Genomic DNA, 25,537 nt, shown 5'->3' on the forward strand with positions numbered 1-25,537 from the left:
GACGGGGACGGGGGCGGGCGGGGACAGGCGGAGGCGGACGGGGATGAGTACGCGTACTCATGCGGCCCCCCGCGGGCGGCGGCACGCTACGCGCATGACCACTCCATCGATACAGCGGCCGACGACCACCGCCTTCTTCGTCCAGTCCGCGATCTCGTTCGGGCTCTCCCTGGTGGCCCTGATGGTGGGCATCGTCAAGCTGCCCGTGGGCGCCTGGGAGCGGGGCTTCCTCGGGCTGGGGCTGGTCTTCGTGGTCTCGTCGGCGTTCACGCTGGCCAAGTGCGTACGGGACCGGCAGGAGGCCGAGGAGGTCACCAACCGGGTGGACAAGGCACGGATCGACAAGCTCATGGTCGAGCAGGACGTCTTCAAGCCCGGCCAGGTGTGACGCCGGGGGCGTCGACGCCGACCGTGTCGGGGCGCTCGCCCAGCAGGTAGCGGGCGCCCGCCCCGCTCCCCGCCGCCGCGTCGCCGGGGTTGTAGAGGCCGCACTTGCGCAGGCTCAGGCAGCCACAGCCGATGCAACCGGTCAACTTGCGGCGCAATTCCTCCAGTTCGGCGATCTGCTGGTCGATGCGGCGGGTCCAGGTGCGGGCGACGCTGTTCCACTGGGCCGCGTTCGGGGCGCGGTCCTGCGGCAGCTTGGCCAGGGCGGCGCTGGTCTCCTCCAGGGAGAGGCCGACCACCTGGGCCGCCCGGATGAAGGCGACGCGCCGCAGGGTGGCGCGGGTGAAGCGGCGCTGTCCCCCGCTGGTGCGCTCGGAGTGGATCAGTCCCAGTTCCTCGTAGTACCGCAGCGCGGAGGCGGCCAGCCCGCTGCGGCCGGCGAGCTCCCCGATCGGAAGGCGGTCATGGGGTGAAGTCATGCCCGAAGATTAGCGCTTGACTTCAAGTGCGCTTGAAGTTGCAAGCTTCCTGCCATGACGAAAACGACCACGGACACGCTCCGGGACACCACCACTTCGCCGGCCGGCGACTTCTCCGCACTCCCCGGCCTGATGAGCCTGATGACCGGGGACGAGAAGCACGGCCCGGCCGCCACCTCCACCCTCGACGCCCTGTGGGTGCTCTACGACCGGGTGCTGCGCGTCTCCCCCGCCACCGCCGAGGACCCGGACCGGGACCGCTTCCTGCTCTCCAAGGGGCACGGCCCGATGGCCTACTACGCGGTGCTCGCCGCGAAGGGCTTCTTCCCCACCGCGTGGCTGCCGGGCTTCGGCTCGTACGACTCGCCGCTCGGCCACCACCCGGACCGGCTGCTGGTGCCGGGCGCGGAGATCGGCAGCGGTTCGCTGGGGCACGGGCTGCCGCTGGCCGTGGGCACCGCGCTGGGCCTGGGCGCCCAGGGGCGCACCGGCCCGGCGGTCTGGGTGCTGATCGGCGACGCCGAGCTGGACGAGGGCAGCAATCACGAGGCCATCGCGTACGCGGGCGCCGCCGGCCTGTCCCGGCTGCACGCGCTGGTCGTCGACAACTCCTCGGCGACACACGGCTGGCGCGGCGGGATCGCCTCGCGCTTCGAGGCCGCGGGCTGGTCCACGACGACCGTGGACGGCCGCGACCACGAAGCGCTGTACGCGGCCTTCACCCAGCCCCACCCGGACCGGCCGCTCGCGGTGGTCGCCCGGGTGGAGCCCAAGGAGTACGCGGGCGATCCGAAGCCGAAGACGGAGGCCACGTCGGAGGCGGAGCCGGAGCCGCGCGGAGAGGCCGCCTGAGCCGCGTCCGTACCTCTGTCCCTCTGTTCTTCCGGCGCCCGTCGCCCGTCGTTCTTGTCCCGCACCCGTATCGCATTCCCTGACGACTTCGAAAGGTCTCCCTCCCATGGACACCATGCGCGAACGTTTCGCCTCGGTCACCACCCGGCTCCTGGACGAGGATCCCCGGCTGGCGGTCGTACTCGCCGACATCGGCGTGGACGGCTTCCGCACGGCCGCCGAGCGCCACCCCCGGCGGGTGGTCAACGTCGGCATCAGGGAGCAGCTGCTCATCGGCGTGGGCGGCGGTCTGGCCCTGACCGGGCTGCGGCCCATCATGCACACCTTCGCCAGCTTCCTGGTGGAGCGGCCCTTCGAGCAGCTGAAGCTGGACCTCGGGCACCAGGGCGTGGGCGGGGTGCTGGTGAGCGCCGCCGGGTCCTACGACTGGCCGGCCGGCGGCTTCACCCACATGGCGCCGGGCGACATCGCCCTGCTGGACAGCCTGGACGGCTGGACCGTGCACGTCCCCGGACATCCGGACGAGGCCGAGACGCTGCTGCGGCACGCCGCCGCGGCCGGTGACGACAAGGTCTACGTACGGCTGTCCGTACAGAGCAACGAGGCGGCACGGCCGGTCGACGGGGCCCGCTTCCTGACGCTGCGCGAGGGCCGGGGCGGCGTCGTGCTCGCGGTCGGGCCGATGCTGGACAACGTCCTCGCCGCCACCGAGGGCCTGGACGTGACCGTGCTGTACGCCTCGACCGTGCGGCCCTTCGACGACGCGGCGCTGCGTACGGCGGTGGCCGGGGCGACGGCGGCGGACGTGGTGATCGTGGAGCCGTACCACGACGGCACCTCGACCCGGCACGCGAACGACGCCCTGGCGCACGTGCCGCACCGCGTCCTCGGCCTGGGTGTCGGCCGCCGGGAGCTGCGCCGCTACGGGCAGATCGACGAGCACCTGGCGGGGCAGGGCCTGGACGCGCGGTCGCTGCGCGAGCGGATCACCGGCTTCCTCGCCGGGTGAGGCCGGTCCGGCAGGACGCCCGGCGCCTACACCCGCTCGTCCAGCCAGGCCAGCAGGTCCCGCTGCACCTCGTCGCGGTTGGTCTCGTTGAGGATCTCGTGGCGGGCCCCGGGGTAGGCCCGCCAGGTCAGATCGCGCAGGCCCAGATAGCGGAAGTCCTCCAGGAGCTCGGCGACGTGCGTCAGCCGCTGGTGGCAGGGGTCCTGGTCGCCGACCGCGATGTGGACGGGCAGCCCGAGCGGCATCCGCGCCAGGTTGCGCGGGTCGTTGACCTTGCGGACCGCCCGTACCCAGTCCAGCGCCAGCCCGGCGCTGAAGGGGAAGCCGCAGTGCTCGTCGGCCACGTAGCGGTCCACCTCGGCGGTGTCACGGGAGAGCCATTCGAAGCCGGTGCGGGGCTCGTACGGGTCGTTGAAGGAGCTGAAGAGATGCGGGACGAAGCCGGAGCGGGCGGCGCGGCCGTGCTCGGCGATCTCCACCTCCAGGGCGGCGGTGCCGGTCTCGATCTCGGCACCGGGCAGGCTGCGGAAGGTGCCGGTGAGGACCAGTCCGGCCAGGTCGGCGCCGTACTCCTGGGCGTAGTCGCGGGCCAGCATCGAGCCCATGCTGTGGCCCAGCAGGACCAGTGGCAGGCCGGGGTGGGCGGCGCCGGCCCGGCCGCCGACGTGCTTGAGGTCGGTGACGATGGCGCGCCACCCGTCGTCACCGGCGACTCCGGGGCCGCCGGTGGAAGCGGCGGTGGCGCCGTGGCCCCGGTGGTCGGAGGCGATCACCGCATAGCCGTGTCCGGTCAGGAAGCGCGCGAACCGGTCGTATCTCCGGGCGTGTTCGGCCGCTCCGTGAGCGATCTGCACCAGGGCGCGCGGCCGGTCCGACTCCGGCAGCCAGGTGTACGTGGCGACGCGGACGCCGTCCGCGGCCTGGTGGAAGTCCTGCTGTACGGGCTGCATGACGCACTCTCCTGACTGCCGGGACGGCGTACGGAAGGCAGCGCGGCGGAGGCGGGCGCGCCGGGCCCCGCCACCGGGAACCGCCATCGCGGGTCTGCGGCCCCATCCTCTCCCCCACTCCCTCCCCCGGGCCCCCGACACCCCGGCCACCTCTGGGACGCACCTCAGACACTCCCAGGTAAGTGTTGACCTCCGGCCGTCCGCGCGTGACACGATCAGTCGTCCCCCCGTCGGCGACCCACCCGCGCAACCCCCCACAGCTGGAGGACCGTTGGACACCACGCACAGATCCGAGGAAGCTTCCCCGGCCGCGCGCCCGCCGCGGCCCTTTTCGCGCCGCAGGTTCCTGCAGGGGACGGCCTCGGCGGCGGCGGTCACCGGCCTGGCCGGGCTGCCGGGCCCGCTGACCGGTGCGGCCCACGCCGCCGACGCCGCCGGCCTGCCCACCCTCTCCTTCACCGCCGCCACGAACGGCGCCGCCACCCTCTCCCCCGCCGGCGACCGGCTGATCGCCGAGATCCAGAACGTCCTGTGGTCCGTGCCGCGCGGGGGCGGCGAGGCCCGCGCGCTGACCCCGCCCGATCTGGAGCCCACCCGGCCCGTCTTCTCCCCCGACGGCAGCCGGATCGCCGTCTGCGCCTACCGCGGCGGCGGCTTCCACCTCTGGACGCTGCGCCCCGACGGCACGGACCTGCGGCAGCTGACCGACGGGCCGTGGGACGACCGCGGCCCGGCCTGGTCGCCGGACGGCACCCGGCTCGCGTTCGCCTCCGAGCGGGGCGGTGATCCGGTGGCGGGCAGCCCGTACCGGATCTGGGTCCTGGACGTGCGGACGCGCAAGCTGACGCAGGTCACGGGGCGGGCCGGGCAGCGGGGCCCCCTTCAGGACAGCGCGTGGGAGGACTTCGACCCCACCTGGTCGCCGGACGGCGCACGGCTGTGGTTCGTGCGCGGCACGGCCTCGGAGACCGCCCTCGACAGCCGTACGGTCGCGTCCGTACGGGCCGACGGCGGCGGCGAGGTCACGGCCGAGCACACCGACACCTCCGGCGGCCAGATCATGGTCCCGGCGGTGGCGCCCGCCGCGAAGGGCGGCGCGGCCCGGCTCGCCTATCTGCGCACCACCGAGCGCCCCGGCGCCACCTGCGCCCTCGTCGTGGACGGCGCGCAGGTCCCGGTCGACGGCGACGTGGAGCCCGTACCGCCGCGCTGGATCTCGCGCGAGGAGCTGCTGCTGACCGTCGGGGGGCAGTTCACCGTGCTGCGGCCCGGCGCGCCGGACGACGCGGAAACGATCGACTTCAAGGCCGAGCTGCCGGTGCGCCGCCCCCGCTACGAGGTCAAGGACTACGGCTTCGAGCGCACGGGCGTCCGGCCGGTCCGCGGGGTGCACCTGCCCGCGCTCTCCCCCGACGGGCGGCAGGTGGCCTTCGCCGCACTCAACTCACTCTGGACCGTGCCCACTTCGGGCGGCCGGCCGCGCCGCCTCGTACGGGCCGACCCCACCCGGTACGTCCTCGGACCGAGCTGGTCCCGGGACGGCCGTTCCCTGCTGTACGCCGACGACCGCGACGGGCTGTTCGCGGTCCGCCGGCACGACCTGGCGACCGGCGCGGAGACGGTGCTGGCCGAAGGCGGCCGGGTACAGCCCGCGCTGTCCCCGGACGGCGGACGGCTGGCCGCGATCGACATGTCGGGCAATCTCGTCGTACGGGACCTGGCGGCCGGTACGGAACGGGTGGCCGCCGAGCCGCTGGGCGGCGGCGGTGTGCCGGGCCGGCCCAGCTGGTCGCCGGACGGCCGCTACCTGGCGTTCTGCGACCGCAACCGCCTCAACCGGCGCTTCCGCGAGGGCTACAACCTCATCCGGATCGTCGACACCCGCACCGGAAAGGACCGGCTGCACACCCCGGGCCCCGGCACCACGCTGCCGTCCATCGCCGACCGCTACGACTCCGGGCCGGTCTGGTCCCCCGACGGCCGGTGGCTGGCGCTGATCGCCGAATCCGCGCTGTGGGTGTTGCCCGTACGGCCGGACGGCACGCCCGACGGCGCCCCGCGCCGGCTGACCGACGAGAGCGCCGACCACCCGTCCTGGTCCGGCGACTCCCGTACGCTGCTCTACCTCTCGGCGGGCAGGCTGCGGCTGATCGGGCTGCACGGCGGCCCGGCCCGTACGGTCAAGGTGGCCCTGGACCACCGCGGCACGCGCGCCCGGGACACGGTCGTGCACGCGGGCCGGTTCTGGGACGGGACCGGCGAGGAGGTGCGCGAGGACGTCGACGTGGTGGTGCGGGACGGCCGGATCACCGGCGTCGAACCGCACGGCCGGGCGGCGGGACGGCGCGCCGCGCGCCGCGTCGACGCCTCCGCGCGGACGGTGATCCCCGGGCTGTGGGACTCGCACACCCACCCCTGGCAGACGACGTACGGCGGCCGGCAGACCGCGCTCCAGCTCGCCTACGGCATCACCACGGCCGTCTCGTTCGGCGGATTCTCCTACGAACAGGCCCGTATCCGCGAGGCCGTCACCGCCGGCACGCTGGCCGGGCCGCGGCTGCTGGCCTGCGGCGAACTGCTGGACGGCAGCCGCGTCGCATACAGCATGGGCCGCGCGCACAGCACGCGCGAGGGGCTGCGCCGGTCGCTGGAGCGGGGCGCCGCACTCGACTGGGACTTCGTCAAGACGTACGTACGGGCCCCCGGCTGGATCATGGCGGAAGCCGCGCGCTTCGCGCACCAGCGGCTGGGGGTGCGCTCCGGCAGCCATCTGCTGTCGCCCGGCGTGCAGCTCGGCCAGGACCTGACGACCCATCTTCAGGCCACCCAGCGCCTGGAATTCGGGCACGCGGTCTCCGCCACCGGGCACGCGTACGAGGACGTGGAGGAGATCTACACCGCCACCGACTTCCACCTCATCGCCACCCCGTTCACCGCGTCCGTCCTGCTGGGCGCCGACCCCGGGCTCGCCGACGACGCCCGGGTCACGACGCTCATGCCGCCGTGGGACGCCGCGCTGGTGCGGGAGAACGCGGGCCACCGGCCCACTCCGAAGCAGCTGGGCGACATCGAGACCGAAGTCGGCGTCTACCGGCGGGTGCTGCGCGGCGGCGGGCTCGTCGCGCTGGGCACCGACCAGCCGCTGACGGCGGTCGGCCTCCACCTGCATCTAGCACTGCGCGCCCTGCACCGCTACGGGCTCACCCCCGCGCAGGCCCTGCGCACCGCCACCGCGCTCCCGGCCCGCGTCTTCGGCGCGGACCGGGACCTGGGCACGCTGGAGGAGGGCAAGCTGGCCGACCTGGTGATCGTGGACGGCGACCCGTTCACCGACTTCGACTCGCTGGTGCGTACGGCCGCGGTGCTGCGCGGCGGGCGGCTGTACGAGCAGCAGGACCTGGTGGCGGCCTTCCCCGCGCCCACCACCCGCGCGGTCCGGGCCGCGGCGCGGGAAGCGGACTGGCTGGCGGTGGGTCGGCGGCACCGGCGCGATTCCTGCTGCGGGGGCTGAGGCGCCCGGGGGCGGGCGTCCTCACTCCTCCTTGGTCTGGCCCCGCTCGAAGTAGTCCACCAGCACCGGGTCCAGCGGCGGCACCTCACGCGGGGTGCCGCCGTCCCGGAGCGAGGCGGTGGCCAGGGCGCCCGCCGCCACCGCCATCCGGGCCGCCACCGGTGAGGTGTCGGTGCGCCCGCCGTGCCGTACGAACCGCAGGAACTCGTCGACCAGCAGCGGGTCGGCGCCGCCGTGCCCCGCCTCGTCGTCCGTCTCACCGGCCGGCAGCTGGTAGACCGCGTCGGCGTCGGCGCGGTAGCCGGACTGGCGGGAGTTCCACACCCGTACCGAACCGCCCGGCCCGTCCCCGAAGTTCTCCAGGCGGCCCGCATCCCCGATGACGGTGTAGTTTCTCCAGTAATCGGGACTGAAATGACACTGCTGGTAGGCGGCCAGCACCCCGTTGTCCAGGCGCATGTTGACCAAGGAGACGTCCTCGACGTCGATCCGCGGGCTCAGGCCGCGCTGGCTCCTGGGCGGCCAGTGCGCGTCGTGCTCGATCCAGTCCTCGGGGCGGGGTTCGCCCGGTGCCCGCCGCATGTCCGGATCGTCGTACACCATCAGTTCGCCCAGCGCCTGCACCTGGCGCGCATAGCCGCCCGCGAGCCAGTGCAGCGCGTCCAGGTCGTGCGCGCCCTTCTGGAGCAGCAGGCCGTTGGTGTGGCGCCGCTCGGCGTGCCAGTCCTTGAAGTAGTAGTCGCCGCCGTGCCCGACGAAGTGGCGTACCCATACGGTCTGCACGCGGCCGATGTCGCCGCGGGTGATCAGTTCCCGCATCAGCCGGATGACCGGCATGTGGCGCATGTTGTGGCCCACGTACAGGCGGGTGCCGGTGTCGTGGGCGGTCCGCAGGATCGTGTCGCAGTCCTCGACGGAGATCGCGAGGGGTTTCTCCACGAAGACGGGGCGGCCCGCGCCTAAGGCCTGGCACGCCAGGTCCGCGTGGGTGTGGTCGGGGGTCAGGACGAGCAGCGCGTCGAGATCCGGGTGGTCCAGGAGCGCGCGGTGGTCGGCGAACGCCTCGGCGCCGGGCAGGCGCCGGGTCGCGTACGCCAGCGCGTCCGGGTCGGTGTCGGCCACCGCGGCGACCCGGGCGCCGTACCCCGGCCGGTGGGCGGTGAGCGCGAGGTCGCCGCGCAGGCCGAATCCGATGACGCCCAGACGCAGGTCGTCGGTCATGAGGTGCCTCCTCGATCGGACGGACTCCATGGTCGGCGGGGTACGGGACCAAGGAACGGCGGGTGGGGAGGGGCCCCGGGCCCCGCCTTCGCGCCGACCTTCGCCACCCTCCGGAGAACACCGCCGGACGTGCTCCCCGCACCGTAGACCACAGGGGTGGTGAATGTGTTCTTCGCACTCCTATTGCTCGCATAAATGCACGGAGTTGATGTTTTATGCGCCGTGCAGCAGGTATGCCAACGGGTATTGCACGAGGTAAGCAACCGATGACGGTCCGGAACGGCACGGCAGGGGACCAGGCGACCGGCGGCGTACGCCCGGAGCGCGCCGTCCGGCGAAGCAAGCAGCAGCACCGCGCGGGGGCGTTCAGCCAAGGAGGCTCGTCTTGCATCGCTACTTCACCGACCAGCGGCACGAAGCGCTCCGGCGCCGGGTGCGGGACTTCGCCGAGCGCGAGGTCCGGCCCCGGATAGCCGGGATGGAGGCGGCCCGCACGGTGTGCCACGACCTGTCGCGCCGGATCGCCCGCCAGGGCTGGATCGGCGCGACCGTGCACCGCGCCTACGGCGGGATGGGCGCCGGACACCTGGCCAAGACCCTCATCATCGAGGAGCTGTCGCGGGTCAGCGGCGCCATGGGCGCCATGGTGCAGGCGTCCCAGCTCGGCGCCGCGAAGATCATCCACTTCGGCAGCGAGGAGCAGAAGAAGACCTGGCTGCCGGCCATCGCCGCGGGCGAGTGCCTGCCGACCATCGCGGTCACCGAGCCGCAGTCGGGCGGCCATGTGCTCGGCATGACCGGCACGGCGGTCCGCGACGGCGACGCCTACGTCCTCAACGGCCGCAAGATCTACGTCGGCAACAGCCACGTCGGCGATCTGCACGGCGTCGTCCTGCGCACCGGCGAGGGCTCCGCGGGCCTGTCGGCGTTCCTGGTGGAGGCGGACCGGCCGGGCGTCCGGGTCGGCGCGCAGCGGCCGGCGATGGGGCTGCACGGCTTCGGCTTCGGCGAGCTGTTCTTCGAGGACTGCCGGGTGCCGGCGGCGAACCTTCTCGGCCGCGAGGGCGACGGGCTGGCCGTCGCCTACTCCTCCAGCGTGCTGTACGGCCGGCCGAACCTGACCGCGGTGTCGCTCGGCATCCACCAGGCCGTGCTGGACGAGACCTCGCGGTTCTGCACCGAGCGGGAACGATACGGCAAGCCACTGGCGGACCTCGGCACCGTCAAGATCAAGCTCGGCCGGATCCAGTCCCGGCTGCTGCTCGCCCGGCTGGCCGCGTACCACGCCGTCCACCTCCTCGACCAGGGACTGCCGTGCGACGCGGAGCTGATGAACGCCAAGCTGGTCAACGTCGAGAGCGCGCTGGAATCGGCGCGCGACGCGATGGACATCCACGCCGCCTGCGGGCTGTTCACGGACCGGCCGGTGGAACGCTACCTGCGCGACGCGCACCACATCCTCGCCCCGGCCGGGACCTCCGACATCCAGCTGCTGCGCCTGGGCGAGCTGGCGCTCGGCACCGCCAAGGGCGAGTGGTCCACCCGACTGGCGGACGTGGTGCGCATGGAAGCGGCGGAAGAAGACACGGACGAGGGGGCAGCGTCCGCTGCCCGCTCGTGGGAGCGGACAGAGTTGCAGCCGGCCGGTTAGCGCCCCGTGGGGCCACTCCCCGGTCAGCGCCCCGTGGGGCCACACCGTACGCCGAAGCCCGTGCCGCTCCTCCCGGCAGCTGCGTCCGGAAGGGGCGGTACGGCCTTCGGTTCCGTGGTGCGCGGTCTCAGCCTTCCTCGGTGTGCTGCCGCTCCATGCGGTGGATCTGCTCGACGAGTTCGGCCGCCATCGACTTGATGGTCTCCAGGCCCTCGCGTCCCCACGGGCGGCGTTCGAGGTCCACCACGCAGACCGTGCCGAGCCCCATGCCCGTACGGTCGATGAGCGGGGCGCCCAGGTAGGAGCGGATGCCGATCTCGTCCACGACCGGGTTGCCCGCGAAGCGCGGGTAGTCGCAGACGTCCTCCAGCACGAGCGCCTTGCGGCGGACGATGACGTGCGGGCAGTAGCCGTGGTCGCGGGCCATCACCCGGCCGGGCTGCGCGCTGGGTGGGGCGGGGCGCAGTTCGACGGGCGCCTGGTCGCTTTCGGGCGTGTAGAGCCCGGCGAAGTACTGCCGGTGCTCGTCGATGAAGTTGACCATGGCGTACGGCGCCCGGGTCGTCCGGGCCAGCTTGCGCGCGAACTCGTCGAAGGCGGGCAGCGGCGCGTCGCCGATGCCCAGTTCGCGCAGCCGGGCGACGCGGGCCGGCGCCTCGTGGTCCTCCGGGGTGAGCAGCAGATGGCGCGTGGGGTCGTAGGAGGCGTACGACGCGCGCGGGACGGGACGGGTCACGGGAGCTCCGGGGTGGCGGCGAGGGCGGGGGACAGCAGGTGCTGCACGAGCGAGACCAGGACGTGGGTGGATGAACTGCACTGGCGCGCGTCGCAGAGCACGACCGGGGTGCCGGGGTCGAGGTCCATGGCGGTGCGTACCTCGTCCGGCTCGTAGTGGTACGCGCCGTCGAACTCGTTGACGGCGACGACGAAGGCGATTCCGCGCCGTTCGAAGAAGTCGACGGCGGCGAAGCACTGGTCCAGGCGGCGGGTGTCGGCGAGGATGACGGCGCCGAGCGCCCCGTTGGACAGTTCGTCCCACAGGAACCAGAAGCGTTCCTGGCCCGGGGTGCCGAAGAGGTAGAGGACGTGCTCCCCGCGGCCGAGGGTGATGCGGCCGAAGTCCATGGCGACGGTGGTGGTGTTCTTGTCCTCGACGCCCGCCAGGTCGTCCGTGCCCACACCGACCTGGGTGAGCAGCTCTTCCGTGCTGAGCGGTTCGATCTCGCTGACCGCCCCGACGAAGGTCGTCTTGCCCACGCCGAAGCCCCCGGCGACGAGGATCTTCAGCGCCAGCGGGAAGGGGTCGGCGGCGGGGGCCGGCACCGCGAGGGCCGGGCGGCCGGACGTGCGGCCGGCGGACGGGAGCCGGGCATCGGCGGACAGGGCGTCAAAGCCGTTTGCGTAGTCCATGCAACACCGCCTCCAGCAGGGCTCGGTCGGTACGGTTCGGGGAGTCCGGCACGCAGACGCCCACCGGTACGGGCGCGCGGGCGGCGAGCGCCCCGCACTCGACGAGGTCGGCCAGCAGGACCTTGGTGATCACGGCGGGCAGACGTATGTGCGCGGCGATCTCGGCGACCGACACCGGGCCGCCGCACAGCCCGAGCACCTGCGCGTAGTCGGGTCCCTGGCAGGTGGCGGGCCGTTTGCCGGTGGCTATGACCATGGTCAGCAGGTCGAAGTGCGCGGTCGGCCGGGTCCGGCCGTTGCTGACCGTGTACGGACGGATCAGGCGGCCGGCCTCGTCGTCCAGCCACGGGATCTCGCGGCCCGCCCTGCGGCGGCGCCGTACGCCCATGCTCAGCGACCGCCCGCGCGGGTCTGCTGTCGCACCGGCGTCGCGAGGTAGGGCCGCACGCTCTTGACCAGCATCCCCATCTCGTAGCCGAGGACCGCGACATCGGCGTCCCGGCCGGCCAGCACGGCCAGGCACGCGCCGGACCCGGCCTTGGAGACGAACAGGAAGGTGCTCTCCAGCTCGACGACGACCTGGAGCACGTCGTCGCCGTTGCCGAAGCGCACCCCCGCGCTGCGGGCGAGGGAGTACAGGCCGGAGGAGAGGGCGGCCAGGTGGTCGGCGCTGTCCGGGTCGAAGCCGTGGGCCGCTTTGACCAGCCCGTCGGAGGACAGCAGAAGCGCGCTGGTCGCATGCGGTACGCGGTTGACGAGTCCGGTCAGCAGCCAGGACAGGTCGGTGTGCTGGCTCCCGTGCAGGGCATGGGCCTGCGTGTGCACGTCACTCACCATGGTCGCGGTCGTCTCCTCGGCGGGGGTCGGTCCTGTCGTGGCCGGCTTCGGTACCGGCCCGGTAACTGTCGAAACCGTCGTGGTCGGCGGGACTGCCGTAGCTTTCGTCGGCGAGGCTGATGCCGCGCCGGAACGCGGCCATCAGACCGGGGTCGTGTTCGGGTTCGGGCCTGCCGTCGCGGCGCCCGGCGGAGGGCAGGATCGGGTCGCCGCGCAGCTGCGGCACCAGGTGCTCCTGCTTGCGGCGGCGCGGCAGGCTGGGGCGGTCGCCGTCGTCCGCGGCGGGCGGGGCGGGCGGCATGAGGAGCGGGCCCGGGTCGGCCGCGGCGGGCGGGACGGGGTGGTGCGGGTCCGGGTGCCGGTCCGCGCCGGTGAGGGGGTCGGGGGCGCGGTGCGCACCGGTCGGGTACGGTCCGTCGGCCGGTGCCGCGGTGGCGTGCACGGCGCGCGTCCCGGCGTGCGGGGTGTCGGTGGCGCTGGGCCACACGCCGTCGCCGTACACGATGTCCGGGTACGCGCCTTCGGCGGTCCCGGCCACGGGCGCACCGTGTGCGGCCTGGACGAGGCGCCGGCGCGGACCGCGCGGGGCGTCGCCGTCCTCGTCGTACGGGCTGCGGTACCCGGACGTGTCGGCGCCGACGAGGGTGCGCGGCTCCGGGACCGTCAGGTCGACGTCCCCGGCGTCCGCGAACGGCTCGTCGCCCTGCCCCCGCTCGGTCTCCGGGCCGAGCAGGCCCTTCGGTACGACGAGGACGGCCTGTACGCCGCCGTAGATGTTGCTCTGCAGGCGGACCACGATGCCGTGCCGCCGAGCGAGCGAGGAGACGACGAAGAGCCCGATGCGGCCGTCGCTCAGCAGCTCGGCCACGTCGACGTGGTCGGGGTCGGCGAGCAGTCCGTTCATCCGGGTCTGCTCGTCCAGGGACATGCCCAGGCCGCGGTCCTCGACCTCGACGGCGAGGCCGGCCGTGACCAGCTGGGCGCGCAGCAGGACGCTCGTCTGGGGGGAGGAGTAGACGGTGGCGTTCTCGACGAGTTCGGCGAGCAGGTGGATGACGTCGGCGACGGCGTGGCCGCGCAGTGTGCCCTCGATGGGCGGCACCAGCTTGATCCGCGGGTACTGCTCGACCTCGGCGATGGAGGAGCGCAGCACCTCGGTCATGGTGACCGGGCGGCTCCACTGGCGGCGGGAGATGGCGCCGCCGAGGACGGCGAGGTTCTCGGCGTGGCGGCGGATGCGGGTGGCGAGGTGGTCGACGTGGAAGATCGACTTGAGCAGGTCGGGGTCCTCGACCTGGTTCTCCAGCTCGTCCAGCAGCTCAATCTCGCGGTGGACCAGGGACTGCAGGCGCCGGGCGAGGTTCACGAAGACCTCGACCTTCTGCTCGTTGCCGCTGGCGTTGCCGCGGGCGATGGCCACGCCCTCCAGGACCGCCGCCTCGGCCGCCCGGCCCGCCTCTGCCACCTCGTGGGCGAGCAGGTCGAGGGCATCGCCGGCGGGCGGCACCGCGGCCGGTTCGCGCTCGGGCTGCTGCAGCCACTCGCCCTCGCGGACGTGGTCCAGCAGGTCGTGGAGGTCGTGGCGGCCGCGGGCGCAGACCTCGCGCAGGCGCGCGTAGCGGGCGACGGCGGCGCGTGCCTCGTTGTTGGCCGCGGTGCCGGCGGCCGTCACGACGGCGCAGACCACGGCGCAGGCGCCGAGCAGTACGGTCCAGTCGCGGCCGGTCAGCTCGGTGCCGCCGACCCGTACGACGAAGGCGGTGGCGGCCGAGCAGGTGGCAGCGACCAGGAGGCAGGGCACGGCGGCAAGCCGCACCAGGCGGGCCCGTATCGCCGAGTCGGCGGCCGTTTCCGGGAACGCGGCCCGGCCGTGCCGCCCGCCCTCCCGCTCCCGGCGCCGGGGGCCCGCCGGCGCGGACTCCGCCCCCTGGGGGGAGCCCGGGGAACCCTGGATCTCCTGGATGGCAGGAGTCCCCTGGGGGAATGCAGCAGGCATCGGCGCCCTCCGGATCGGCCGTCGGCTGTTCGCGGAGCACGCACGCTAGTTGTTACGGGGGTGGGGCTTGGGCGCACTTCAGCGTTTCGCTACCCCACGCCACCTCCCCCCGAGGGGCGCCACCGCACGCCAGTACGCATTCGCCCGAACTCCCGTTCAGCCAACCCGGTTTGCGCCGACGCCGCGGCGCCCGGCCGACGGAGCGTGCGCCGGCCGCGCACGCTCCGGCCGAGTGTGCCCCGTTGCCCCGACGTCACGTGATCAGACGCCGCCCGCGGCCGGCTCCGGCCGGCGGGCGCAGCGCCCCGCCGGATGCCGGGGAGATCACGCAGACGGGCAGGCAGCCGGCGGCCCGGCCGGGCGGTCCGCCGTGACCAGCCACGACGTACTGAGCAGCCGTACGGTGCCGTCCGCCGCCTCGTGGGCCCGCAGGTGCTCGGTCAACGTACGGCGGGCCCGGGTGCGCGCGGGCGCGTCGGCCTGCTCCATCAGGTGACGGCCGGGCCCGGTGCCCAGCACGAACTCCGCCGCGTCCGCGGCCCCGTGGCCCCACTCGCCGTACGCCTCCACCTGCCTGATGGCGACGCCGGTGAATCCGGCCGCGGTGAGGACTTCGCGGATGCGGTCCGGGGCGGCCAGGGAGAACATGCCGGGCAGCCCCGGCCGCCCGAAGTCACCGACCGGCACGATGTCGCGCAGCGACGCCACGGCCGCCACCCACTCGTTGAGCGCGGCGTCGGCCGGGCAGACGAACGCCAGGCGGCCGCCGGGCCGCAGCGCCCGGCCTACGTTGCCGAACGCCGCGACGGGATCGGCGTAGAACATCACGCCGTAACGGCTGATCGCCGCGTCGAACGCGCCGGGCCCGAAGTCGTATGCCTGCGCGTCACCCTGTACGAACGCAACGTTGGCGACGCCCTCCCCCTCCGCGCGGGCCCTCGCTCCGGCCAGCATCGGGCCGGACAGGTCGAGCCCCACCGCGTGCCCCTCGGGCGCCCGGAGCGCGGCGAGGCGCGTGGTCTGTCCCGAGCCGCAGCCGAGGTCCAGGACCCGGCTGTCTCCGGCGATCCGCGCGGCGTCGAGGAGCGGGGTGTTGAAGCCCGCGTTCACGGCGTTCCAGCGGTCCTGGTTGCGTGCCCAGTGGGCACCTTCCGGACCGTTCCAGGCCTGCGCCTGCTCGGTGTTGACGATGTACGACACGGGTGCCTCCGCTTCCGGACGACGAGAATGGGCGCGTGCCCAAACAGTATGGGCACGCGCCCAAACCCGCAATCTCCCGTATCATCGACGCAGTTGACCGCCTCGGAAACGGGGCGACGGCCGGGCGACGGAAGCGAGGACCGAGGACCATGTCACCGCGCGGAGTGGCGACACCGGACGTGAGCGAGCGGCTGTTCGCGGCCGCCGAACGCATCGTGGAACGGGACGGCCCCGGCGCGCTCACCAGCCGGGCCGTCACCACGGAGGCGGGCTGCGCCAAGGGGCTGCTGCACGCGCGCTTCGCGGGGTTCGACGAGTTCGTGGCCGAGCTCTGCCTCAACCGGTTCGCGCGTACGGCCGCGAAGGCGCGGGCCCTGTCCGGGCTCGTCGGCCAGGGCACGGTGGCCGGAAACCTCGAAGCCGTCACCCTCGCGCTGTTCGAGTCCGGCGGCCCGTCCCTGTCCGGCCTCGCCATGGCCCGCCCCACCGCCACGCTGCGCATACGCGAGGCCCTGGAGAGCGGAGCCCCCGGCTTCCACGCGATCCAGGAGGCCGTCACCGGCTACCTCAGGGCCGAACAGCACCTCGGCCGCGTGGCGGAGACCGTCGATCCGGACGCCGTGGCACTCGCCGTCGTCGGCGCTGCCCACCACCTCCTGATGACCGGCTGGCCGGGTGCGCCCGCCCCACAGCCCTCGATGTCACGGCTGGTGAAGGCGTTGGTCGGGGGATAGAGCGGTTCCGCCGGGCCGCCCGTGTACTCGGTACACCGGCTTCGTGTACTCGGTACACCGGCTGGCCGTGTACTCGGTACACTGACGGCATGGCATGCCGTATCAGCGAGTTGGTCATCGAATGCGCCGACCCCGAACGGCTCGCCGCATTCTGGAGCGAGGTCCTCGGCTACGTCGAACTCGGCCGGGAGGACGACGGAAGCATCGAGATCGGCCCGCCCGGCACCGGCTTCGGCGGCCCGCGGCCCACCCTCGTCCTCAGCTCCGGCAGCGACCCGCTGCCCGGACAACTCCGCCTGCGCATCGACGTCAACGCCACCGACCGCGACCAGGACGCCGAGCTGGAGCGCCTGCTCGCCCTCGGCGCCAGGCCCGCCGACAGCGGCCGGACCGGCACCGGGAGCCGGCGCGTTCTGGCGGACCCGGAGGGCAATGAATTCTGCCTTCTGCGTGGCCGGGTCCGGTCCGAGTAAGCGGGGATTGCGTAGTGCGCTACGTACCGCCACCACCGCTTCCGCCGCCACAGGGCGTGTACCGCGTCCCCACCCCCGCGCGCGAACCCCATGGCAGAGTGAGCCGCATGCCCAAATTCGCCTGCGCGTCCATATCCGCATCCGCGACCCGGCAGCGAAGACGGCTCAGTGCCGCGCTTCTTCTCGCGAGCGCCGCCGTTTCCCTGACCGCTTGCGGAGAACAGCGTGTCGTGGTCGGCGCACCGAGTGCAGCGCCCAAACCGGCCACCAGTGCCGGCCCTAATTCCACCCTCGGCGTGCCCCCTTACGTGGAACCCGGTTCCCATGACGGCGCTCCGCACTACAACGACAATCACGCCGGGCGCCGCCCCCGCGCCATGTCCCCGGCGAGCGAGAAGGACGCCCGGAAGGAAGCCGACCGCATCGAGCCCGTTCTCGAACGCCTCCGGACGCAGAAGAAGTGGGATGCCGAGAGTGTTCGCGCGGCCGTGCTCGGGCTCGGGTACCAGGAGCGGCGGGCCGGTGCCACAGGTCCGCCGCACGACATGACGCTTGAGGTACGCGGTATGGAACCGCGCTTCGACACCGACCATTACGTCACGCCCGAAGGCGCCCGGATCGGCCTGCGCGTACGTGAAGACGCCTGCGTCACCGCTTTCGTGCAGAAGACCAATTACCAGGTGAGCGTCAACGGGCCGTACCTGGAAACCGGCTGCTTCGAGCCGCCCTTCGCCCACTGACGCCGGCGGCCACCCACCGGTACGGCACCGGGCCCGCCGGTACGGCACCGGGCCCACCGCCCGGCGCCACCACCGCGGTGCAGCGACCGGCTCAGGCGCTGTCGGTCCGCAGGTCCGCCTTCTTCCGGGGGCGGGCGACGGTGGGCTCGCCCATGATGCGGCTCCCCGCCGCCACGTCGCCGAGCACCAGCGCGTGGGCGCCGATGAGGGCGTCGTCGCCGATGGACAGCGGGCCGAGGACGGTCGCGTTCACACCGAGCGTGACCCGGTCGCCGACCTCGGGGTGGCGCCGGTCGCCGCCCGGCCGCAGCTTGTCCCGCCACCATCCCACCGCGCCCAGTGTGACCTGCTGGTAAATGGTGACGTCGTCGCCCAGGACCGCGGTCTCACCGATCACCACGCCGGTGCCGTGGTCGATGAACAGCCGGCGGCCGATCCGTGCGCCCGGGTGGATCTCGATGCCGGTCAGCACCCGCGCGCAGCTGGTCAGCACGCGGGCGGCTATCCGGTGCCGTCGGCGGTACAGGTGGTGCGCGACGCGGTGGATCCACAGCGCGGGCAGCGTGGAGTGGAAGACCGCTTCGGCCCGGGAGGTGATCGAGGGGTCGCGGGCCAGCGTCGTCTCGATGTCTTCCAGCATGCGGGACAGCGGGCCGGCTCCGGTACGCCGGCCGCCGAATGGGACGGCGGCCGCTTTCGCTTTCCGGTCGGGAGGCTGCGTCCGGCCGGGCTGTGCCCCGTCGGGCTGCGGCTGAAGCATGGCTCAGTTCCCCATGCTTTCTGCCTTCTCCCAGTCCTCCTTCGACCCGGCGTCCGCGAAAACCGTGACCACGGTGTCGTCGGGGCCGAGGTTCTTCGCCTTCTCGCGCGCGATCAGCCAGCTCGCGCCGGCCGACGAACCGATCCTGGTGCCGGTCTCCTTCCAGAAGTCGTACATCGCCGTGAGCGCTTCGCGGTGCGAGACCTGGGCGCTCTCGAATTCCGGGATCAGTTTCTCCACGAACGGCTGGCGCATGCCGTACGTCAATCCGCCGGCCCCGGCGAATTTCGGCTCGGCGTTGGGCGGTTCGGGCGTCCCGTAAGGCAGCTCGGCCGGAGTCACGCCGATGACGCAGAGCCCGGGGGCGATACCCCGCAGCGCCCGGGCCACACCGGCGATCATTCCTCCGCTTCCGACCGCCCCCACCACGGCACCGGGGCGCACACCGTCGAGCTGGCCCACGATCTCCCGGCCGGTGAAGAACTGGTGGGCGGCGACGTTCGCCATGTTCCGGTGCTGGGCCAGCAGCGTCCAGCTGGGGTCCTCCGCCGCGATCTCCGAGGCGCGCTGCATGATGGCGAGCGGGAATTCGGATGCCGGCACCAGGTCGATGGCGGTTCCGTGTTCGGTCAGGTGGGTCAGCAGGCTCTGCGGTACGGAATCCGGCATCACGGCCCGTACGGGAATTCCGGTGACCGCGTTGAGCCCGGTCAGCGCGCGGGCCATGTTGCCGCCCGAGCAGTCCACGACCTTCAGCGGACGGTCCTGGCCCACGTGCGCGTTGATGGCGCGGCAGAGCATCGAATACGCCGGGCGGTCCTTGGCGGAGCCGGACGGGTTGCGGAATTCGTACTTGGCCATGATCTTCGCCCCGCCGGGCGGCCCGGGCACCTCGACGAGCGGGGTACCGCCCAGCGTGGCCCGGAATTCCCGCAGCCCCGGGTACTGGGCCAGCGCGGTGGTCTCGTCGACCGCCGCCTCCAGCGGCTCGGTTACGGAGAGGTCGATCTGAGGCGGTTGTGTCGCCATCGGGCTCACGATCCCTTCGCCGATTCGCGGCGTGCGCGGCCGGTTCCGCGCTGCCGTGGCACCGTGCGGGCGAACGCACGGCCGGGTAGATGCTCAGGGAGGCCGGGAGAGGTGTCAACGAAATGGGGGTGTTCAAGTCGACAGGGGCGTAACGGCAGTTCAGCAGCGCGCGCTTTTGCGTGCGCCGCTCCCGGCGTGCTCGCGCATTGCGGTGGCTGACACGGCTCCTGGAGGGCGGCCGGATCAGCTTGTGGCAAGAGGAGGTGCGGTGCGGCCCGCAGCGGCGGCCGGACGGCCCGTACGACCGCTTTCCGGTACGCGTACGACCGCTTTCCCGTACGCGTACGGCCCCGTTCCCGTACGCGTACGACCGCTTTCCTGCTCAGCCTTCCGACGCGCGTCCGGCCATTTCCCGGGCGAACTCCTGCCAGATACGGGCGCACTGGTCCGCCATGTCGGCAACGGCTGCGGCGCGGTGCGGCGGAACCCCGTCGACGAGGGATTGCCAATGGGCCATCGGAATTTCATGGGAACTGAGTAGCCGCAGCAGTGCGCGCCCCATGTCGGTGGAGCGCAATGCGGGGTCCTGTTTCAGGGGGCGTAGCCGCTCGGGCCACGTCGGGTGCGGTATCTCCGGGCCGGTGCCGCGCTTCCCGGTGTCGGCACAGGGCTCCACGTCACCGGAATCAACCACCCGCCGTACCCCGCCACGCGCCCCCGGCACCGGGTCCTGCCCATTCTTCAGGCGTTTGCGCACGTCCTGGGCCGTGCCCAGGGATATCCCCGCGCGGCTGGCGATCTCCCGCAGCGACGCGTGCGGCCGCTCGCCGATCAGCTTGACGGCGTGGAGCCGCCCTTCGGCGACGCTGGTGGGGTACGTGCGGCCGTCCCGGCCCAGCCGTCCCCCGCCGTCGTTCAGGCGGGGATTTTCCTCAGCTGAACGGCGCCGGACGGCGCCCACCGTCTTCGGGGACAGGCCGGACACCTCGCCGATCGACCGGTCCGACCACTGCGGGTAGGCGCGCAGGATGCGGGCGGCCGCCGCCTTGCGGTCGGCCAGTGGCAGCGGAAGGCCGTGTCCGACGTTCGACCGGACCGCCAGGACGAAGCACTCCTCCTCCGTGCCCTCGAAGAACTCCACGCGGATGTGCGTACCGCCGCGCAGGAGCTCGGCCTGCACCCGGTGCGCCCCGTCGAGCACGCGCATCGTCGGGTGGTGCACCAGGATGGGCGGCAGCAGCGAGGCGTCCAGCATGGCCAGCGTCCTGACGTGTTCCGGGTTCTGGCCGCCGCTGCGCAGGGGGCAGGAGACGTCCAGTGCGCTGATCGGCACGGTGACAGCCCGGCCTTGTCGTACGGCACCGGGCCCGGACGCGGCCGGTGCGGCCCGTAAGACGGACTCGACGGTCATCCCACCGCTCACCTTCCCCCTGGCCGGCAGTCCCGTGCACCCATCAAAGCCGGACGCCCGGGACACCAGAAGGACGGGCAGCGGTCAGCTGGGTCAGGTCACGGTCAGAATGGTCAGTGTCGATGCTGACCGGGGTAGGGCGGTCAGACGCCGCGGGGTGCCAGCCGGTGCGCGTCGTGGCGGGCCGCTGCCGCCACGGGCCGGTGCGGATCCTCTCCGGGAATCCGCACCGGCCCGGTTCCCGGTCTCGGGCCCCGGCCTCTCCGCGCGTCAGAACTTCAGTTCGTGGTTCTCCAGCCAGCTGTTGAGCTGCACCATGAATTCCAGCCCGATACGGTACGGCCAGCCGTCCGCCTTCTGCTGCCGGACGCCGCCGTGGTCGATGAGGGAGTGCACCGGCGCGTTGGAGTCGGCGGCCAGTTTCTCGAACTCGGCGCGCAGCGCGGCATCGTAGCGCGGGTCGTGGCTGATCGGGTAGGCGCTCTTCTTGCGTTCCACGATGCTTTTCGGAAGAAGGTCGCGGGTGGCCGCCCGCAGCAGGCTCTTCTCCCTTCCGTCGAAGAATTTCATCGACCACGGCACGTTGAAGGTGTATTCGACGAGCCGGTGGTCGCAGAACGGCACCCGTACTTCGAGGCCGACGGCCATGCTCATCCGGTCCTTCCGGTCGAGCAGCAAGGGCACGAAGCGGGTGACGCTGAGGTAGCTCACCTCCCGGATCCGCCGCTCCCCCGCGTCTTCGCCGGGCAGGACGGGCACCTCGGCCAGGGCTTCGCGATAGCGCTGGGCGCGGTATTCCCCGATGCCGAGGTCGGCGATCAGTTTCGGGTCGATCAGCCCGGACAGCATGGGGATCAGGTCGTATCCCGCGGCCACCCAGGGGAAGGTCTTCGCGTCGCGCAGTTCGGGAGCGTGGAACCACCCGTATCCGCCGAACAGTTCGTCGGCCGCCTCTCCGGACAGGGCCACCGTCGAGCGGGCGCGGATCGCCCGGAACAGCAGGTGGAGCGAGGCGTATCCGTCACCGAGCATCGCGGCGGGCGAGTCGTACGCCTTCGGTACCAGGGCCCGGGTGCGCGGGTCGGTGAGTTCCTCCAGGGAGATCACCAGATTGGTGTGGTCGGCGGCCACATGGCCGGCCATTTCCGCGGCGAAGGGGGCGTCCGGGGAACTGTGGACCACGTTGGCGGTGAAGTCCCGGTCGTTTCCGGCGAAATCGACGGAGAACGAGCGCACCGGCCCGGCGCCGCGCGCGGCGAGCGAACGGGCGGCGAGCGCGGTCACCGCGCTGGAATCCAGCCCGCCGGAGAGCAGGGTGCACAGCGGGACATCGGCGATGAGCTGGCGCTCGACGATGTCTTCGAGCAGTTCGCGCACCGTCCGTACGGTGGTGTCCAGGTCATCGGTGTGTTCACGCGCCTCAAGTGCCCAGTACCGCTGGGTACGCAGTCCCGCGCGGCCGAAGCGGAGCAGGTGGCCGGGGCGCAGCTCGTACATGCCGTGGAAGATCGCGTGCTCCGGGGTTTTGACGCAGGCCAGCAGCTCGCGCAGTCCGTCCTGGTCCACGACGGGGCGTACCTCGGGATGGGCGAGTATCGCTTTGGCCTCGGAGCCGAACAACAGCCCGCGCCCCGTCGGGAAGTAGTACAGCGGCTTGATGCCGATCCGGTCGCGGACGAGCACCAGTTCCTCACTGCGCGCGTCCCAGAGGCCGAAGGCGAACATTCCGTTCAGTTTGTCCACCATGCCCGCGCCCCATTGCAGGTAGGCGTGCAGAACGACCTCGGTATCGCTTTCGGTGCGGAACCGGTGCCCGAGCGCGCGCAGTTCCGCGCGCAGTTCGCGGTAGTTGTACACCTCGCCGCTGTACGTGACGGCCGCCAGCGTGCGCCCGTCGTGCTCGACGGTCATCGGCTGGACGCCGCCTTCGAGGTCGATCACCGCGAGGCGCCGGTGGCCGAGGCCGATGTGGGTGCCCGTCCAGTATCCCTGCGCGTCCGGCCCCCGACAGGCCATCGTGTCGGCCATGCCCCGCAGCACGTCCCGCGCGCCGTTCATATCACGCTCGAAGTCCACCCAGCCCGTTATGCCGCACATGACATCCTCACTCTCTCTTCGGTTCGGAGTTGGGCCGGCCGGCTGCCGGATGCAGCGCCGGTCACCAGGTGACCGGGAATTCGTGGATACCGTAGATATCCGCGTCGTGCTTGAACGGCAGTTCGCCGGTCGGTATCGCGGAGCGCAGTGTCGGTATGCGCCGCAGCAGGGTCGAGTAGACGATCTCCAGCTCCATACGGGCGAGATTCTGGCCCAGGCACTGGTGGGCCCCGAAGCCGAACGCCAGTTGGTGACGGGCTCCGCGTCGCAGGTCCAGCGCGTCGCCGTCGGGGAACACCGCAGGGTCACGGTTGGCCACGTTGCACAGCGCCACCAGGACATCGCCCGCTTTGATCAGGCTGCCGCCCAGTTCCACGTCCTCGGTGGCCACGCGCGTGGGAATGAACTCGGCGATGGTGAAGTACCGCAGGAGTTCTTCCACGGCGGCCGGGATTTTGCCGGGGTCCGCGCGCAGGGCGTCGGCGTCCTCGGGGCGGTCGAGCAGGGCCATGGTGCCGAGCGAAATCATGTTCGCGGTGGTCTCGTGTCCGGCGACCAGCAGCAGAAAGGCCATACGCGCCAGGTCTTGGTGCCGGTACGTCCCCGCCTCGCGCAGTTTCACGATCTGGCGCCCGAGGAGGTCGTCGGTCGGCTCGGTCTCCTTCTCGCTGATGAGGTCGCCGAGGAAATCGATGAGTTCGTCCAGTGCGCGCAGCCGCTCCTCGGCCGAGGCGCCACGCAGCAACAGCATGTGGGACCGGCTCTGGAAGAAGTCGTGGCCTTCGTAGGGCACGCCGAGCTGCTCGCAGATCACCAGCGAGGGAACGGGGAGGGCGAGCGCGCTGACCAGGTCCGCCGGTTGCGGGCCGGCCAGCATCGCATCGATGCAGTCGTCCACGATCTGCTGGATCCGTGGCTGCAAAGCCTTCATCCGCTTCAGGGTGAATTCGCCGGTCACGGAACGGCGGACTTCCCGGTGCTCCGTACCGTCCATGGAAATCATCGTCCGGCGGAAGTTGCCCGGCTGCCCGTCGACCTGGAACGGAAATCCCTGCTTCTGCCGGTCGGCGCTGAAACGGGCGTCGTTGAGCATGGTGCGGATGTCGGCATGGTTGCTCACCGCCCAGACCGGCGCACCCGGCGCCAAGGTCGCAAGGGTGACCTTGACGGGGTGCCCGTGGTGCTGGAACGCGATGTGCTGCGCATTCGGTGAGTAGGGGCAGCCGCGGGAGATTTCCAGTTCCTCTACGGCTTCCGGTACTTGTACGTGTACTTGTTCTTGTACCTGTACCTGTTCGTGTACCTGTACCTGTCCGGGTACCTGTACTTGTCCTTGTCCTTGCTCGGTCACTGTCGAGGCATGTTCCGTACTGGTCACGGGTTTCCCCTTCTCGGTTACGCCGGGGGACACATTGCCGGGAACGCGGCGCGCTGCGCTCAGTCCTGGCCCGCCGGCTCGCCGTGGCCCTGCCACGGCCGGGCGAGCGCGACCAGGGCCACCGCGGCGATCAGGACGCAGCCCAGGACCACGACGGCCGTCGACATGGCGGTGGTGTTGCCCAGCACGCCGGGGAGCGGCGCGGCCGCGGCGCCGAGTACGAACTGGGCGCCGCCGAGCAGGCCGGAAGCGGCTCCGGGGGCGTCGCTGCCGACCGCGAGGATGATGGTCGTCGCGGCGGGCAGCAGCAGCCCGAACCCGGTGGTCAGGCCGAACAGGCAGGCCCAGGTGGTGGGGAACGTGCTGATGCCGAGGGCGAGCAGTCCCACCAGGACGGCCAGGGAGACGACGCTGACGGCCACTCCGACGGCGAGCAGACTGTTGATGCGGACGCGCCCGGCCAGGCGTCCGAAGACGGTGCCGGCCACCACGGTGCCGACGGCGTTCACGGCGAAGACGAGGCTGTAGCCGGTGGGCGACAGGCCGTAGATGTTCTGGAAGACGAAGGGCGAGCCGCTGATGTACGCGAACAGGGCGCCCAGTCCGCACCCCATGACGAGCAGGTAGCCGACCAGTTCGCGGCGCCGGAGCAGGCCGCCCATCGCGGCGAGAACGGCCCGCAGGCCGCCGGTCCGGCGCCGCTCGGCGGGCAGCGTTTCGGGCACCCACGACCGGATCGCCAGCAACAGCAGCAGCCCCGTCAGGGCCAGCGCCACGAACACCAGGCGCCATGAGCCGATATCGAGGATGAGGCCCCCGATCACCGGCGCGAGCACCGGCGCGGTCGAGCCGATCACGCTCAGCGTGGTGAGCCGGCGCGCCGCGTGGGTTCCGGAGAACCGGTCGCTGACGACCGCCCGTCCGATGACGATCCCCGCGCCGCCGGCGATCCCTTGCAGCAGCCGGGCCAGGTCGAAGATGGCGATGGTCGGGGCCACCGCGCAGACCAGGGAGAACACGGTGAACATGCCGGAACCGGCGAGGAGTAACCGTCGGCGCCCCATGGCGTCACTGACCGGGCCGAGGACGATCTGGCCGATGGCGAGCCCGATGAGGCAGGCCGTCAGGGAGAGCTGGACGGCCGTCTTGGAGGTTCCGTACGAGCTGACGATCTCGGGGAAGCCGGGTGCGTACATGTCGATGGCGAACGGCGAAACCGCTGAGAGCCCGCCGAGGACGATGATGAGTCGCCCCGTTCCGGTCCGGGCGGGCGCGGACTCGATGCTGACAGTCATCGGTCTCCATCCGAAGTGCCTGAGGGATATCTGAAGAGTAAGGTAAGCCTAACCTTACTTCTACCCCGACTGACGATCCGGCCACGCCCGGAGCCGGCTCGCCGACACCTGCCGGGC

At 72.3% G+C, this 25,537-nt stretch carries 23 protein-coding genes; 8 read left to right on the top strand and 15 right to left on the bottom strand.

The window, feature by feature from the left end; translation table 11 throughout:
- Positions 1–94 precede the first annotated feature (94 nt).
- A complete protein-coding gene (locus IH45_RS0130350; RefSeq protein WP_030675677.1) occupies positions 95–388 on the top strand; it encodes a YiaA/YiaB family inner membrane protein in 294 nt (97 codons plus the stop codon).
- Here IH45_RS0130350 and soxR read toward each other — a convergent pair.
- Positions 369–866 (bottom strand): redox-sensitive transcriptional activator SoxR, encoded by a 498-nt coding sequence (gene soxR, locus IH45_RS0130355; RefSeq protein ID WP_030675678.1) that lies wholly within the window; start codon positions 864–866, stop codon positions 369–371. The two genes, IH45_RS0130350 and soxR, sit on opposite strands and share 20 nt — an antisense overlap.
- A 54-nt stretch (positions 867–920) precedes the next feature.
- Between soxR and IH45_RS0130360 the strand changes: the two genes are divergently transcribed.
- Complete coding sequence (locus tag IH45_RS0130360; RefSeq protein WP_030675688.1) at positions 921–1,718, top strand: thiamine pyrophosphate-dependent enzyme; 798 nt, start codon at positions 921–923, stop codon at positions 1,716–1,718.
- 106 nt (positions 1,719–1,824) lie between these two features.
- On the top strand, positions 1,825–2,727 hold the full coding sequence (locus tag IH45_RS0130365) for a transketolase family protein (protein WP_030675691.1): 903 nt from the start codon (positions 1,825–1,827) through the stop codon (positions 2,725–2,727).
- Positions 2,728–2,753: 26 nt separating this feature from the next.
- Here IH45_RS0130365 and IH45_RS0130370 read toward each other — a convergent pair whose 3' ends face one another.
- Positions 2,754–3,677 carry an alpha/beta fold hydrolase gene (locus tag IH45_RS0130370; protein WP_030675693.1) on the bottom strand — a complete coding sequence of 308 codons (924 nt, stop codon included), beginning with the start codon at positions 3,675–3,677 and terminating at the stop codon, positions 2,754–2,756.
- A gap of 271 nt (positions 3,678–3,948) precedes the next feature.
- On the opposite strand from IH45_RS0130370, the gene IH45_RS0130375 reads away from it, so the two are divergent.
- Entirely contained in the window at positions 3,949–7,188 is a 3,240-nt protein-coding gene (locus IH45_RS0130375; protein WP_030675696.1) for an amidohydrolase family protein, read from the top strand.
- Positions 7,189–7,209: 21 nt separating this feature from the next.
- Here IH45_RS0130375 and IH45_RS0130380 read toward each other — a convergent pair whose 3' ends face one another.
- Positions 7,210–8,409, bottom strand: coding sequence for a Gfo/Idh/MocA family protein (locus IH45_RS0130380; RefSeq protein WP_030675700.1), 1,200 nt, complete (start codon positions 8,407–8,409; stop codon positions 7,210–7,212).
- A 385-nt stretch (positions 8,410–8,794) separates the two neighbouring features.
- Between IH45_RS0130380 and IH45_RS0130385 the strand changes: the two genes are divergently transcribed.
- On the top strand, positions 8,795–10,060 hold the full coding sequence (locus tag IH45_RS0130385; protein WP_032918680.1) for an acyl-CoA dehydrogenase family protein: 1,266 nt from the start codon (positions 8,795–8,797) through the stop codon (positions 10,058–10,060).
- A 127-nt stretch (positions 10,061–10,187) separates the two neighbouring features.
- Here the strand turns inward: IH45_RS0130385 and IH45_RS0130390 are convergent, their stop codons facing one another.
- The 6 genes from IH45_RS0130390 to IH45_RS0130415 form a co-directional block, all read right to left on the bottom strand.
- Positions 10,188–10,796: a GAF domain-containing protein gene (locus tag IH45_RS0130390; RefSeq protein WP_030675706.1), complete on the bottom strand. Its 609-nt coding sequence runs from the start codon at positions 10,794–10,796 to the stop codon at positions 10,188–10,190.
- Positions 10,793–11,470, bottom strand: a complete 678-nt coding sequence (locus IH45_RS0130395) for a GTP-binding protein (RefSeq protein ID WP_234440733.1) — start codon at positions 11,468–11,470, stop codon at positions 10,793–10,795. Before IH45_RS0130395 ends, IH45_RS0130390 begins: the two co-directional genes overlap by 4 nt.
- A complete protein-coding gene (locus IH45_RS0130400; RefSeq protein ID WP_030675710.1) occupies positions 11,448–11,858 on the bottom strand; it encodes a DUF742 domain-containing protein in 411 nt (136 codons plus the stop codon). Before IH45_RS0130400 ends, IH45_RS0130395 begins: the two co-directional genes overlap by 23 nt.
- Before the next feature lie 2 nt (positions 11,859–11,860).
- Positions 11,861–12,307 (bottom strand): roadblock/LC7 domain-containing protein, encoded by a 447-nt coding sequence (locus IH45_RS0130405; RefSeq protein ID WP_030675712.1) that lies wholly within the window; start codon positions 12,305–12,307, stop codon positions 11,861–11,863.
- Positions 12,297–14,303, bottom strand: a complete 2,007-nt coding sequence (locus IH45_RS0130410; RefSeq protein WP_050515292.1) for a sensor histidine kinase — start codon at positions 14,301–14,303, stop codon at positions 12,297–12,299. The genes IH45_RS0130405 and IH45_RS0130410 overlap by 11 nt, the downstream gene beginning before the upstream one ends.
- Before the next feature lie 324 nt (positions 14,304–14,627).
- The gene (locus IH45_RS0130415) at positions 14,628–15,503 is read right to left on the bottom strand and encodes a class I SAM-dependent methyltransferase (RefSeq protein WP_030675718.1); all 876 of its coding nucleotides are present in this window, start codon (positions 15,501–15,503) and stop codon (positions 14,628–14,630) included.
- Positions 15,504–15,652: 149 nt separating this feature from the next.
- Between IH45_RS0130415 and IH45_RS0130420 the strand changes: the two genes are divergently transcribed.
- The 3 genes from IH45_RS0130420 to IH45_RS0130430 all read left to right on the top strand — a co-directional run bounded on the left by IH45_RS0130420 (position 15,653) and on the right by IH45_RS0130430 (position 17,450).
- On the top strand, positions 15,653–16,237 hold the full coding sequence (locus tag IH45_RS0130420; protein ID WP_030675721.1) for a TetR/AcrR family transcriptional regulator: 585 nt from the start codon (positions 15,653–15,655) through the stop codon (positions 16,235–16,237).
- An 89-nt stretch (positions 16,238–16,326) separates the two neighbouring features.
- Entirely contained in the window at positions 16,327–16,710 is a 384-nt protein-coding gene (locus IH45_RS0130425; RefSeq protein ID WP_030675725.1) for a VOC family protein, read from the top strand.
- A 296-nt stretch (positions 16,711–17,006) separates the two neighbouring features.
- Entirely contained in the window at positions 17,007–17,450 is a 444-nt protein-coding gene (locus IH45_RS0130430) for a hypothetical protein (protein WP_234440734.1), read from the top strand.
- A gap of 91 nt (positions 17,451–17,541) precedes the next feature.
- Here IH45_RS0130430 and epsC read toward each other — a convergent pair whose 3' ends face one another.
- From epsC to IH45_RS0130460, 6 genes are all read right to left on the bottom strand, one after another.
- Positions 17,542–18,090 carry a serine O-acetyltransferase EpsC gene (epsC, locus tag IH45_RS0130435; protein ID WP_234440735.1) on the bottom strand — a complete coding sequence of 183 codons (549 nt, stop codon included), beginning with the start codon at positions 18,088–18,090 and terminating at the stop codon, positions 17,542–17,544.
- Between the two features lie 123 nt (positions 18,091–18,213).
- Positions 18,214–19,239 (bottom strand): PLP-dependent cysteine synthase family protein, encoded by a 1,026-nt coding sequence (locus IH45_RS0130440; protein WP_050515295.1) that lies wholly within the window; start codon positions 19,237–19,239, stop codon positions 18,214–18,216.
- A 382-nt stretch (positions 19,240–19,621) separates the two neighbouring features.
- The gene (locus IH45_RS0130445) at positions 19,622–20,650 is read right to left on the bottom strand and encodes a ParB/RepB/Spo0J family partition protein (protein WP_030675735.1); all 1,029 of its coding nucleotides are present in this window, start codon (positions 20,648–20,650) and stop codon (positions 19,622–19,624) included.
- 270 nt (positions 20,651–20,920) lie between these two features.
- Complete coding sequence (asnB, locus tag IH45_RS0130450; RefSeq protein WP_030675738.1) at positions 20,921–22,747, bottom strand: asparagine synthase (glutamine-hydrolyzing); 1,827 nt, start codon at positions 22,745–22,747, stop codon at positions 20,921–20,923.
- A 61-nt stretch (positions 22,748–22,808) separates the two neighbouring features.
- A complete protein-coding gene (locus IH45_RS0130455) occupies positions 22,809–23,867 on the bottom strand; it encodes a cytochrome P450 (RefSeq protein WP_234440736.1) in 1,059 nt (352 codons plus the stop codon).
- A 317-nt stretch (positions 23,868–24,184) separates the two neighbouring features.
- Positions 24,185–25,420: a multidrug effflux MFS transporter gene (locus tag IH45_RS0130460; RefSeq protein WP_030675742.1), complete on the bottom strand. Its 1,236-nt coding sequence runs from the start codon at positions 25,418–25,420 to the stop codon at positions 24,185–24,187.
- Positions 25,421–25,537: the final 117 nt, after the last annotated feature.

Origin of the sequence: Streptomyces rimosus subsp. rimosus, assembly GCF_000720725.1 — a bacterium.
GTDB lineage: Bacteria > Actinomycetota > Actinomycetes > Streptomycetales > Streptomycetaceae > Streptomyces > Streptomyces rimosus_A.

Excerpts from the sequence above, each read along its gene's own strand:
- IH45_RS0130350 (WP_030675677.1), top strand. The coding sequence starts at position 95 with ATGACCACTCCATCGATACAGCGGCCGACGACCACCGCCTTCTTCGTC.
- soxR (WP_030675678.1), bottom strand. The coding sequence starts at position 866 with ATGACTTCACCCCATGACCGCCTTCCGATCGGGGAGCTCGCCGGCCGC.
- IH45_RS0130360 (WP_030675688.1), top strand. The coding sequence starts at position 921 with ATGACGAAAACGACCACGGACACGCTCCGGGACACCACCACTTCGCCG.
- IH45_RS0130365 (WP_030675691.1), top strand. The coding sequence starts at position 1,825 with ATGGACACCATGCGCGAACGTTTCGCCTCGGTCACCACCCGGCTCCTG.
- IH45_RS0130370 (WP_030675693.1), bottom strand. The coding sequence starts at position 3,677 with ATGCAGCCCGTACAGCAGGACTTCCACCAGGCCGCGGACGGCGTCCGC.
- IH45_RS0130380 (WP_030675700.1), bottom strand. The coding sequence starts at position 8,409 with ATGACCGACGACCTGCGTCTGGGCGTCATCGGATTCGGCCTGCGCGGC.
- IH45_RS0130395 (WP_234440733.1), bottom strand. The coding sequence starts at position 11,470 with ATGGACTACGCAAACGGCTTTGACGCCCTGTCCGCCGATGCCCGGCTC.
- IH45_RS0130400 (WP_030675710.1), bottom strand. The coding sequence starts at position 11,858 with ATGGGCGTACGGCGCCGCCGCAGGGCGGGCCGCGAGATCCCGTGGCTG.
- IH45_RS0130405 (WP_030675712.1), bottom strand. The coding sequence starts at position 12,307 with ATGGTGAGTGACGTGCACACGCAGGCCCATGCCCTGCACGGGAGCCAG.
- IH45_RS0130410 (WP_050515292.1), bottom strand. The coding sequence starts at position 14,303 with ATGCCTGCTGCATTCCCCCAGGGGACTCCTGCCATCCAGGAGATCCAG.
- IH45_RS0130420 (WP_030675721.1), top strand. The coding sequence starts at position 15,653 with ATGTCACCGCGCGGAGTGGCGACACCGGACGTGAGCGAGCGGCTGTTC.
- IH45_RS0130425 (WP_030675725.1), top strand. The coding sequence starts at position 16,327 with ATGGCATGCCGTATCAGCGAGTTGGTCATCGAATGCGCCGACCCCGAA.
- epsC (WP_234440735.1), bottom strand. The coding sequence starts at position 18,090 with ATGCTGGAAGACATCGAGACGACGCTGGCCCGCGACCCCTCGATCACC.
- IH45_RS0130440 (WP_050515295.1), bottom strand. The coding sequence starts at position 19,239 with ATGGCGACACAACCGCCTCAGATCGACCTCTCCGTAACCGAGCCGCTG.
- IH45_RS0130445 (WP_030675735.1), bottom strand. The coding sequence starts at position 20,650 with ATGACCGTCGAGTCCGTCTTACGGGCCGCACCGGCCGCGTCCGGGCCC.
- asnB (WP_030675738.1), bottom strand. The coding sequence starts at position 22,747 with ATGTGCGGCATAACGGGCTGGGTGGACTTCGAGCGTGATATGAACGGC.
- IH45_RS0130460 (WP_030675742.1), bottom strand. The coding sequence starts at position 25,420 with ATGACTGTCAGCATCGAGTCCGCGCCCGCCCGGACCGGAACGGGGCGA.